5 protein-coding genes are annotated in these 12,018 nt (G+C 71.4%); 3 read left to right on the top strand and 2 right to left on the bottom strand.

Going from position 1 to position 12,018, the window contains the following annotated elements; translation table 11 throughout:
• Positions 1–147: 147 nt before the first annotated feature.
• Positions 148–5,493: an immunoglobulin domain-containing protein gene (locus BJ972_RS13850; RefSeq protein ID WP_129171870.1), complete on the bottom strand. Its 5,346-nt coding sequence runs from the start codon at positions 5,491–5,493 to the stop codon at positions 148–150.
• A 180-nt stretch (positions 5,494–5,673) separates the two neighbouring features.
• Here BJ972_RS13850 and BJ972_RS13845 point away from each other — a divergent pair, with 180 nt between their 5' ends.
• Together BJ972_RS13845 and BJ972_RS13840 are read left to right on the top strand one after the other, a co-directional pair.
• A complete protein-coding gene (locus BJ972_RS13845) occupies positions 5,674–6,636 on the top strand; it encodes a hypothetical protein (RefSeq protein ID WP_129171871.1) in 963 nt (320 codons plus the stop codon).
• On the top strand, positions 6,633–10,172 hold the full coding sequence (locus tag BJ972_RS13840; protein WP_129171873.1) for a fibronectin type III domain-containing protein: 3,540 nt from the start codon (positions 6,633–6,635) through the stop codon (positions 10,170–10,172). Before BJ972_RS13845 ends, BJ972_RS13840 begins: the two co-directional genes overlap by 4 nt.
• Positions 10,173–10,270: 98 nt before the next feature.
• On the opposite strand, the gene BJ972_RS13835 is transcribed toward BJ972_RS13840, so the two are convergent.
• On the bottom strand, positions 10,271–10,624 hold the full coding sequence (locus tag BJ972_RS13835; protein ID WP_129171875.1) for a sterol carrier family protein: 354 nt from the start codon (positions 10,622–10,624) through the stop codon (positions 10,271–10,273).
• 55 nt (positions 10,625–10,679) lie between these two features.
• Here BJ972_RS13835 and purD point away from each other — a divergent pair, with 55 nt between their 5' ends.
• A complete protein-coding gene (purD, locus tag BJ972_RS13830) occupies positions 10,680–11,948 on the top strand; it encodes a phosphoribosylamine--glycine ligase (RefSeq protein ID WP_129171877.1) in 1,269 nt (422 codons plus the stop codon).
• Positions 11,949–12,018: the final 70 nt, after the last annotated feature.

Raw genomic sequence — 12,018 nt, 5'->3', positions numbered from 1 at the left:
GGCTGATGCCGGTGCGACACGGTCGCGCACCTGAATTACGTACAGCGCCGGAGCGTGCTGAGCAGGCTGAAAGGGTGCAGAGCAGGCCGCAGACGCGGACGAGGCCCGGTGCTGTGCCGCACCGGGCCTCGTCGTACCTGCGACGGATCAGACGATCCGGCTCCGGCGGCGGCTCACGAAGATGAACCCGCCCACGAGGAGCAGCAGGAGGGCGGCGGCCACGCCGCCGCCGAGTTCGACCCCTGTGCTCGCAAGCACGCTGCCCGGGGTGACCTCGGTGATCTCACCGTCGGCCGCGATGTCGACCGAGACCCAGCCGATGGCGTCGCCGAGAGCATCGACGAGCACCACGCTGTGGGTACCGGCGTCGAGGTTCGCCGGCAGTGTCACGGTCGCGCGAGCATCGTTCGACGAGAGCTGCCACCCGAGCCACTGCGGCGTCGAGTGCACCCACGTGCCGACGTACTGCGCGGCGTAGTCGGCCCCGAGGTCGAGCACGAGCGTGTTGCCCACGTGCGACACGACGGAGACCTCGCCGCCGTCACCGAACTCGCCGTCGACGAGCGCGTCGGGTCGGCCCTCCGGTGCGGTCAGGCTGAGCCCGGCCGCGGCCGTCGTGATCGACTCGACCGCCGCGCCGGGAAGCGCGGGGATCGTGCCCGTGACGACCGCACGGTAGCTCTGACCGTGACGCGCGTCGGCGACACCGATCTCGATCGTCGTGCCGCTCGCACCGACGACCGGGGCGAAGTCGGTCGAGCCGGGGGCCGCGACCTCCCACTGCACGGCGACGTCGTCGCCGACGACTCCGATCGTGAAGGATGCCGTCGTGCCTGCCGTGACGGTCGTGGATGCCGGTGCGGAGGTCACCGCAGCGGGAACGCCGACTGTCAGAACGGCCTCGTCACTCGTCACGGCGTCGCCGAATCCGTTGCCGACGACCGCGCGAACGCGGGTGCCGTCATCCTCGGCGCCGTAGGCGAGCTCGAGCGTCGCCGCCGTCGCGCCTTCGATGTCGGCGAAGTCGCCGCCGACGGCCGCTCGCTGCCACTGCACGGACGGCGCGGGGTCACCTGCGACGCCCACCGTGAAGCGGGCGACGGGATCGCCGCTGGCCGGCACGACCGGAGCCGAGACATCGGCGGGCTGCGCCGTGATCGACGCGGCGTGCGCGACATCGAGCGTGACCTCGGCGCTCGTGACACTGCTGCCGCCGGCGAGAGCCGCGTCGCGGATGTCGGTTCCGATCGGCCCGCTCACGACGGCGCGGTACGCCGCACCGTCATTCGCGGCCGCTGCGGCGACGACGATCTCGTTCGACGTCGCACCGGGCACGGTGACCCACGCGGAGCTGCCCGCTGCGCGGCGCTCCCAGCGGATCGACGCATCGGTACCGGTCGCCGTGATCGAGAACGTCGCCGAAGCGCCGTCGAGCACGGTGGTCGATTCGGGCTGCGCCGTGATCGCGACGGGCTGACCGACGGTCAGGGTGGCGATGTGGCTCGTCGCGGTCTCGCCGAGGGCGTTCTCGACGACGGCACGGAAGCGCGCACCGTCATCCGTCGCCGTGTAGGCGAACCCGAACGATGCGTCGGTCGCGCCGTCGATGTCGACCCACGACGACCCGGTGGCACGCTGCCACTGGATGCCGGTGATGGCGGGGGTACCCGTCGCCGCGACCTCGAAGACGACCTCGGCCGAACCGTTCGCCGGCGCGACGGGAGCGATGAAGCTCGACGGCTGCTCGGTGAACGTGATCGCCGCGTACTGAACGGTGAGGACGGCGGGCGCGCTCGTGGCGACGCTCGGCGTGTCTCCACCGACGGTGGCGGGGATCGGCGAGGTCACGACGAGACGGTAGGCCGTTCCATCGTTCGTGCGCGTCGCGTCGACCTCGAGGATCGGTCCCGTCTCTCCGGCGACGTCGACCCACTCGGATGCACCGTTCGCGCGGCTCTGCCACTGCAGGGTCGCGTCGGTTCCGACTGCGGCGGCCGTGAAGGTCGCGGTCTCACCGACGACGACGCTCGCCGCCACCGGCTCTGCCGTGATCTCGGCGCGCTCGCCGACCGTCAGGGTCGCCACCTCGCTCGTCACGGCGTCACCGATGCCGTTGTCGACGACCGCGCGGAAGCGTGCTCCGTCGTCGGTCGCGGTGTAGGCGACGTCGAGCGTCGACGCGGTCGCGCCGTCGACGGCCACCCACTCGCCACCGACCTCGCGCTCCCACGCGATGCTCGGCGCCGGGCGGCCTTCGGTCTCGACGCTGAACGTCGCGACGGCGTCACCCGAGACAGGCTTCGTCGGGGCCACGACGTCGGCCGGCTGACCGGCGATCGAGGGGGCCTCGGCGAGCGTGATCGGAATGAACACGTCGTACTGCGGCAGGCGCGGGTTGCCCTCGTTCGGCACGAAGAACATCGCGAAGCCGTACTCGGTTCCGGCCTTCAGGAGGTCGGCACCGACGTAGAGGCCCTGCTGGAAGTACGTCCAACCGCCGGGGCTGACGTTCGAGCCCGAGACGAACTCCGACACGGCGACGGGAGCGTCGCCCGGCTGCCAGACATCCTTCTCGATGATTCCCCAGCGATAGAGACCCTTCCCCTGGGCAGCGCGCTCGTCGAACTCTCCGAAGACGAAGTTGATCGTGTGGGCGATCGACGGGTCGAGGTTCTCCGACGGCCACACGTGGATCGGTGGCGTCTGTGCGGGGAGGACCGTGAGGGTCGCGCTCTCGGAGGTGATCGGGTCGCCGAGTCCGTTCGAGATCGTCGCGCGGTACTGCGCGCCCGACTGGTCGAGGGTCAGAGCACTGAAGCTCAGCACGCCGCCCTCACCGCCCGTGACGGGCTCCCAGGTGATGCCGTCGGTGCTGCGCTCCCACGATGCCGTCGGTCGCGGAGCGCCCGAGACGCCCACCGAGAAGAAGGCATTGCCCCCGACGAACGAGAACGCGTCCTTCGGGCTCGACGTCAGCTTCGCAGCCTCGACGTATACGGTGTAGGTCGCCTCGTCAGAGGTCACGCTGCCCGCGCTGTTGGTCACGACGACGCGGAAGGTGGCGCCGTTGTCGGCGGGGTACGCGGCGCGACCGGCGTTGTAGTTCGCCGTCGTGGCGCCGGCGATCGCCGACCACGAACCGTCGGACTGCTTGCGCTCCCACTGGTACGTCGGTGCCGGGTAGCCGGTCGCCGTCGCACGCAGGCTCATCGAGCTGCCCGCGCCGATCGTGGCCGAGGTGGGCTGACGCGTGATCGTCGGTGCCGTGGGCGCGGTGACCGTGACAGTCGCCGCCGACGAGTAGACCGTCTCGCCCCGCGAGGTGGCCGAGGCGCGTACGGAGGCGCCGTTCCAGTCCGCGACGCTGAGGTCGGTGACCGCGAGGGTCTCACCGGTCTCGCCCGCGACATCGGTCCAGTCGCCGCCCGCGCGCTTGACCTGCCATTGCAGTTCGACGTCGTCGACCGAGATCGCGCGCGCCGTGAAGGTCGCGTCCGCGCCCTCCTGCAGGTTGACGGATGTCGGTGCGGCGACGAACACCGGGCCGTAGGCCGGCGCCGATCCCTCGAGCGAGATCTCGACGGGCAGCGGCGGCTTGTTCGGGTCGGCCGTCAGACCGCTCGTGTGCCAGTAGCTCGAGAGTCCGGTCTCGTACTGGAAGTCGGTGAACTCCGTCGGCCAGGAGCCCCATGCGGGGTTGGCCGCCTTCGCCTCGGCGGGGATCGCCGACGTCGTCGAGCGGGTGCCGTCGGCGTTGAGCGGGAAGTAGTCGACGCCCGCGTAGACGGGCTCGATCACGAGCTTGCCGTCGACAAGCTTCGCGCCGCGGACGGTAGCGATCTCGACGTCGACGCGCGGTTTGAGCGGGTGCGTCTCGTTCGGGTTCTCCATGGAGCTGCCGAATCCACCGATGTTCGCGGTGATCGCGCCGTTGCCGTCGGCATCGAGCGTGAGCGTGGGGTTCTCGAAGTACCAGCTGACGAGTCCGCCGTAGGCGTTGGTCGCTCCGGCACCGGTCCACTGGATCGAGATCGAACCGTCTGCGGCGATCTCGCCCTGGCCGTCGACGAGGAGGTAGCGCTGCTCGATCTTGTCGGAGCCCTCGGCTGCCGAGCACCGGGTGTCGAGTCCGACGACCTGGCGGCCGCCGTCGGCGAGCTTCTTGACGACGTACGTGTTGCCCGAGACGGGTGTGTAGTCGGCGCCGAGGCCCTGGATGGCTCCGGCGACGAAGTAGTTGCACCCGCCGAAGGGCGAAGCGCCCTGGTGCACGTTGTTGAAGCCGAGTTCGATCGTCGCGCCGTCGATGGGCTCCGACGGGTTCGTCGGCGTGGGGATGACGGTGAGCACGGCAGCGTCGGAGACGACCTCACCCGCCGGGTTCGACACGATTACGCGGAAGGAGGCTCCGGTGTCGGATGCCGTGGTCGACGTGATCGCGTACTCCGCGTCATCCGCTCCGTCGATGTCTGCCCACTCGGCGCCATCGACCGAGCGCTGCCAGCGGTAGGTCAGGGGCTCGTCGCCGGTGGCCGTGACCGCGAACGTCGCGGGCTCGCCCTCAGCGACACTCGTCGACTGCGGCGGCGCCGTGATCGACGGCGCGATCACCTCGGGTGCGCTGGCGTCGTAGGCCACCGTGATGGGCGTCGGCACCTTGCGTGCATCGGCCGCGCCGCCGGAGGAGAACCAGTACGAGTTCTGACCGGTGAGCTTCTGGAAGTCGACGAACGACTGCGGGAACGAGCCGTGGTTCGGCGAGCCCGGAGCGGTCTGGCCCTCGACATCGGTGACGACACCGAGGTAGTCGGGCTGGACCGTGATGCCCGATTCGTCGACGACGACATCGCTGAGCTGCGCGATGACCGTGCCGGGCGCCTCGTCGAGCGTCACGAAGAGCTCGGGGTCCTCCATCGAGCTGCCCCAGCCGCCGAGGGTCGCGGTCACGGTGCCCGTGCCGTCCTCAGCGACCTCGAGGTGCGGGTTCTTGACCCAGAACTGCGTCATGCCGCTGTAGTAGACGACCGAGAACGAACCGGTCCAGCTGATCGATGCTGTTCCCGCGTCGGGATCGATCGTGCCGGTTCCTCCCCCGATGACGACCTCGTGGCCCGAGTTCAGGCCATTGCCGGTCGTCGTCGTGGTGCCGTTCTTGTCGGTCCTGAGGCCCAACCACGTCGCGGCGGCGAACGTGTCGTCGGCCTGACGCTTCTCGATCGAGACGGCGCCGTCGCTCTGACGCCAGTCGCTCTCGACGACGAGGTCGGCGGCCGACTCCTTCGGCACGACTCCCGCCGAGAGGAAGTTCCAGGTGCCCGGCGCGAAGGCTCGCGCGTTCGATTCGGCATTCACCCCCCATCGGAAGACTGCGTCGTCGATCGAGGTCTCGGCCGCGAAGGCCGGAGCCGCGGCGAGGCCCGAGAGGCCGAGTGAGGCTGCTAGCGCGAGGGCAACGGAAGGCAGCAGTCGCTTTCCGCGTGAAGGCAGGGACACATCAACTCCTGGGTGCAGGCGAGTGGGAAATGCCGCGGTCCGTGACACGGCGGCGAGGTTAGCTTAGCCTTAACTTAGTAAGGTAAGGCAAACCTTTAACTGCTCGTGACGTTCAGCACCCTTCGTGGCGCAGACCCCCGTCAACGCGCAGCTCCCGCCGTCACGTGAAGGAAATCCAGCATGCGATCGCCCGCACACACCCCGTCTCGTCGCCGCTCGATCGGGTCGCGCTTCGGCGCCCTCGTGGCCACCCTCGCCCTCGGTGCGGGCATCGCCATCGCCGCGCCGACGGCAGCGTGGGCGGCGCCGAGCGTATCGGTCACGGTCGAGGGGCGGGCCGACCTGCAGAACGTCGCCGACCCCGAGTACCTCACCGAGCTGCGCCTCACCGGCAGCGGGTTCCAGTCGATCCAGGGCGGACACGGCGGCATCTACGTGGGGTTCGGGTGGGTCTCGGGTGACGGCTGGCGACCGTCATCCGGCGGCATCACCGGGCAGGACTACCGGTACGTGCCCGACGACGAATCGAACCCGGTCGGGTACCTGCTCTTCGTCACGTTCCCCGGAAGCGACACCGCTTACGCCGCGAACGGCGGCGAGGTCGCGGCCGACGGGTCGTGGTCGTCGACGATCTCGGTTCCCGGCGCGCGGTTCGAGAGCTACGACCGCGAGGGCAAGCCGACGGCCGTCGACTGCCTCGAGGTGCAGTGCGGCATCATCACGTTCGGCGCGCACGGCGTGAAGAACGCGAACAACGAGACGTTCACGCCGATCGACTTCCGCGGACTCTACGGCGAGGATGACGGTGCGGCCGCTGCTCCCGTCGAGGGCACCGACGCCGGTGCCGCCACGGCACCCGATGCCGCCGCGGCACCGGCCGCCACCGCAGCACCCACCGCGACGCCGACGCCCACCCCGACGACGCTGTCGCGCACGGTCTACGAGGAGGCGTCGGGCGACACCGAAGCCGCCGCGGCGCAGCAGCATCTCGTGCAGACGATGATGTGGGTCGTGATCGGCATCGGCGTCATCGCCGTCGCCGCCCTCGCCTTCCTCGTCTGGGCCGTCGTCTCGGGTCGACGGCGAGCGCGCGCAGTCGCTGTACCCGCGGGGCCGACCCCCGAGACGGATGACGCGGCATGACGTTCCTCCCGAGATCGAATGCAGCCGTGCGGCCGCTTGCCGCACTCCTCGCCGCGACCCTCGCGATCGGGGCGCTCACCGCGGGAGCGCTCGCGTCGAGCGCGGAGACCGACGCCGGGGTCGGGCGCCCGCCCGCTCTCACGGTGACATCGGTCGAGTCGACGCGCGTCGTCGTCACGTGGCCGGCCAATGCCGAGCTCAGCGCCGACACACGCATCGTCGTGACGACGAGCGGTGACGAGTCCGCCGTCGAACTCGCACTCGCCGAGTTGCCGGTCGCCGGGGTCGCGGCCGACGACGCGTGGGCCGCAGCCGCCCCGCTCGCGCTCGAGCGCGTCGACCTCGCCGCGGGTGCCGATGCTGCGGTCGCCGACATCGCCGATCTCGTCGCCATCGCGATCACCGGGCTCGAGGCCGAGCACGACTACCGTGTGCTGCTGCGCTCGGGCACCGCCGAGCGGGCCGTCGACTCCGACACGGTGGAGTTCTACACGACCATCGCCAGGAGCGAGACGCCGGAGACCACCGAACCCGGCGCCACAGAACCTGCACCGACGGAACACGCGCCGACGGAACCCGCGCCGAGCGAGCCCGCTCCCGTCGACGCCGACGCGGCGACGCCCGCTTCGGTCGAGGCCGAAACGCCCGCGTCATCCCCGCCCGCGGCATCCCCCCTTCGCGCCCCTGTCTCGCCGACCGTGCTCGACCTGCTCGGCTCGGCGAGCACGCCGCTCGGCACCGCGGCGAGCGCGCTGCCGCGCCCCGACCGCCCGACGGCACGCCCGACGTCCTCCAGCAGCATCGAGGTCTCGTGGCCGGCGCTGTCGACGGGTCCGACCGTCACGCACTACATCGTGACGACCTACCGGGCCGGTGCGCTGGTGTCGACGAGCCCCGCGCTCGATCCGCTGCTGTTCGGCACGACGCACACGGTCTCGGGCCTTACCGCCGCGACCGACTACACCGCTCGCGTCACGGCCTACGCGGGCGAACTCGCGAGCCCCGAATCACTGCCATCCGAGGTCGTGCGGACGGCGAACGGGGCCCCGGCGGCCCCCGCCTCGATCGCGCTGACGGCTACCGAGGGTCTCGCGCTCGACGCCACGTGGACGGCGCCGGCGAGCGACGGCGGCTCCGCGATCACGGCGTATCGGGTAGAGCTCTACTCGGGCACGGGCGTCGCCACGGGCAACCTCGTCGCGTCGGTGACGCTCGGAGCAGACATCCGCTCGCATCGTTTCGCGCCGGTTCCGATCGTCTCGGCGACCGGTCGACTCTTCGCGACGGTCACGGCTGTCAACGGCCTCGGCGCGAGCCCCCGCGCCACGAGCGCGGTCACCTCGATCGCTCCGACCGACTCGCCGACGACGGGCGTCACCGTCGGGTCGATCTCGGTCGGCGACGCCACGGCCGACGGGTTCGCCGTCTCGTGGAACGCCGTCGCGGGAGCGACCGCCTCGACCGGCTACCTGCTGCGGGTCAACGTCTTCCGCCCCGACAACGCCGCAGCGACGACGAACGCGATCGCGGCGGTCGTCGACACGGGCACGGGGCTGTCGACGAGCGGTGCGCTCCGCCACGTTGTGACCGGGTTGCCCGGCGCGAGCCGCTACACCGTGACGATCACTCCGTACACCGAGGTCGACGGCACGCGTCTCTACCGCACGAGTTCGGCGGCTCGGCCCGCCGGCGGCATCGCGACGACCGGCATCCGTGCGCCGTGGGCGCCGCCCGCGCCACCCGCCCCCGTCGCCGCGGGAACCGACCGTCTGACGTGGTCGGCTCCGGCCCTCGACGAGGCGCGCGCCGGCGGCTCGGCCGTCACGGCGTACGCCCTCGAACTGCGGAACGCCGCGACCGGCGAGGTCGTCGACGCCCGCGAGATCGCCGCGACCGAAACGGGCCCGAGCACGACGTTCGAGGGCCTCGAGCGCGCGACCGGCTACACCGTCGCGATCGCCGCCCGGAATGCGGCGGGCCTCGGCGACTTCTCCGACGCGAGCCCGATCGGACGCACGCTCGACCGCGCCGAGCCGGGCACCGTGCCGCCCGCCTTCGGCACGATCGCCGAGCTCGATGCCGCTGTCGCGTCGGGCGCCGCGCGCGCCGTCACCGCAGCCGAGCTCGGGCTCGAGAGCGCGACCGTCGAACCCGGCACGACTCTCACCCCGCGCATCACGTGGAGCGGCGCGGCCGTCGACGGCGAGATCTGGTTCTACGGTGCCCCCGACTTCCTCGGAACCTTCGACATCGTCGACGGCATCGCCACCGGTTCCGTCACGATCGGGGCGCCGGATGACGGCGAGTACCGCCTCGCACTGTTCGCCGAGGGTGACCTGCCCGTCGTCACGACGATCGAGGTGCGCCGCGCGGATGCCGGCCCGCTCGAACTCGATGACGCCGTGCTGCGCTGGGGCATCAGCAACGAGGCCAACAACGGAGCGTTCTTCGGCGGTTGCAACTTCCCCACCGCGGGCAAGATCCCCGACATCGGCCGCGGCGCCGTGCTGACCGAGAATCGATACTCGGCCGAGTCGGGCGACGTGCGCATCGAGAAGCCCGACGCGTCGGGGGCGTACGTGCTCGCCGACTTCGACACGCGCTGCCTCGACCGGCGCGGGCTGCCCGTGACCTCGAACGCCAACTCGTCGTTCACCGATGCGCAGGTCGTCATCAGCGGCGGCACCGGCTCGGTCGACCCCGCGGCGGGCGACGCCGAGATCCGGTGGACCGGGAGCTTCTCGGTCGCCTTCTACGGCGGACTGACGTTCTGGTACGCGACCGACCCGGTGCTCGTCGTCGAGGACGGCGTGGGCCGGCTTACGGCGACGGTGAGCGGCTTCGGCAGCGACATGGACGACCTGTCGAAGTGGGACGAGATCGCTCCGCGCGAGGTCACCCTCGCCGAGCTGCCTTCGGTTGCGCTGCGCTCCGACGGGTTCACGGTGCTGCCGGCCTACCGCGGCGAGACGATCCGGCAGGACGACCAGCTACGTGAGGGACCGCACTGGGGAGCGTTCCCGCAGGACTTCGTCGACTTCCAGCAGATCGCCGGACAGTTCTCGTACTGGTTCTCGAGCGGCGGACAGACCGACTCGGCGAAGCCCGCCCTGCCGATCACGGTCGGCTACGAGGCGTCGAGCTTCACGCCTCCGACCCCGACCGAACCCGGCGAGGAGCAGCCCGAGACGCCGACGATCGTCATCGAGGTGAAGAAGCCGCCGGGCGAGCCGCGCCGGGCGACGACCGCCGTGGCCGCCGCACCTCCCGTCGTGAAGCGTGCGTCGATCGCGGCGCTCGCTGCTACCACACCGGCTGCCGCGGCGCTCGCGGCTGCCGTGGCCGACGCGGGCACGATCATCGAGACGACGACCGTCGTGAGGTCGTCGGCGCCGCTCGACTCGACGCCTCTCGTCATGGCGCTCGCCCTCGTCGCGGGCATGCTCGGCCTCCTCACCCTCATCGCCGGTGCGGGAGCGGGGCTCGTCGCGACGGGTCTGCTGCCGGTCGCTCCGCGCGGCCGTTCCGGCGGATGACGCGTGCGACGCGCCGCGCTGCAGCGGGTCGCCGCGGCGCGTCGGCCCGGGCATCCGCCAGAACGGTCAGGCCGGGCCGGGCAGGTGCGTGCGACGCGTCAGACGACAGGAAGCAGGTCTCCGAGTTCGGCGCGCTGACCCGACGCGCTCGCGCGACCACTGGCGCGAGCCTCGGCCCACGTGATCGTGCCCGCCGCGAGGTCGAGCCACGTCGCGGCATCCGTCTCGATGACGTTGGGCGGGGTGCCGCGCGTGTGCCGCGGCCCCTCGACGCACTGCACCGCGGCGAAGGGCGGCACCCGCACCTCGAGGGTGTTGCCGGGGGCCTTCTCGGCGAGCAGCTGCAGGCTGTAGCGCACGGCCGTCGCGAGCGTGTTGCGGTCGACCTCGCCCGCGCGAGCAGCCTGAACCGCGACCGTTCCGGCGTCGTCTGAGATGCGTGCGCGTGCCATGACGACCACGGTACCTCTCGTGTCTCACGATCGAGCGGTCGGGTAGCCTGAACCGGTGAAGATCCTGGTACTCGGCTCCGGCGCGCGTGAGCACGCCATCATCACCGCACTGCTCGCCGAGGAGGCCGGCCACGAGATCGTCGCCGCCCCCGGTAACGCCGGCATCGCGGCCGACGTCACGACGCTCGCGCTCGACGCGAACGACCCCGTGCTCGTCACCGACTACGCCGTCTCGAGCGGCGTCGAGCTCGTCGTGATCGGCCCCGAGGCACCCCTCGTCGCGGGTGTCGCCGACGCCGTCCGCTCGCGCGGCATCCCTGTCTTCGGCCCCGGCCAGGCAGCCGCCGCCCTCGAGGGTTCGAAGACCTTCGCCAAGCGCATCATGGATGCCGCGGGCGTGCCCACCGGCCGCGCAGCGCGCACCGCGACCCTCGCCGAGGTCGAGTCGACGCTCGACGAGTTCGGCGCCCCCTACGTCGTCAAGGCCGACGGTCTCGCCGCGGGCAAGGGCGTGCTCGTCACGAGCGACCGCGACGCGGCGATCGCCCACGCGACCTACTGGCTGCAGCACGGCAGCGTGCTCATCGAGGAGTTCCTCGACGGCCAGGAGGTCTCGCTCTTCTTCTTCGCCGACGGTGAGAACGTGCTGCCCCTCTCCCCCGCGCAGGACTACAAGCGCCTCGCCGACGGCGACGCCGGGCCGAACACCGGAGGCATGGGCGCCTACTCGCCGCTGCCGTGGCTCGACGAACGGTTCGGCAGCGAGCAGGCGTTCGTCGACGAGGTCATCCAGACCGTCGCGCAGCCGACCGTGCGTCAGCTCGCCGCGGAGGGCACGCCCTTCATCGGCCTGCTCTACGCGGGGCTCATCCTCACCGAGAACGGCATCCGCGTCATCGAGTTCAACGCGCGATTCGGCGACCCCGAGACGCAGGTCGTGCTGCCGCGGCTCGTCACTCCTCTGTCGGGACTTCTGCTCGCGGCATCCACCGGCGGGCTCGGCTCGCTCGCGCGCCCCGATTTCTCGAGCGACGCGGCCGTGACCGTCGTGCTCGCGAGCGAGGGCTACCCCGAGCAGCCGGTGACCGGTCGCGTGATCGCCGGTCTCGACGCTGCCGCGGGAGTCGAGGGCGTGCACATCGCTCACGCCGCGACGAGCCAGTCGGAGGATTCCCTCGTCGCGACGGGCGGCCGCGTGCTGAACGTCGTCGCCGTCGGGCCCGACTTCGCCGGAGCGCGGGCGCGTGCCTACGAGGCACTCGAGCGCATCGAACTCGAGGGCGGGCAGTTCCGCACCGACATCGCGGCGCGCGTCGCCGACTGAGGCGCACAACGTCACGCCGATACGCCACGTCGTGCGGTTCGCGCCAGCCGCGCTGGCGCAATCGACACGA

Source organism: Agromyces atrinae (assembly GCF_013407835.1).
Classification (GTDB): Bacteria; Actinomycetota; Actinomycetes; order Actinomycetales; family Microbacteriaceae; genus Agromyces; species Agromyces atrinae.
This window is presented reverse-complemented; position numbering and strand designations above follow the sequence as displayed.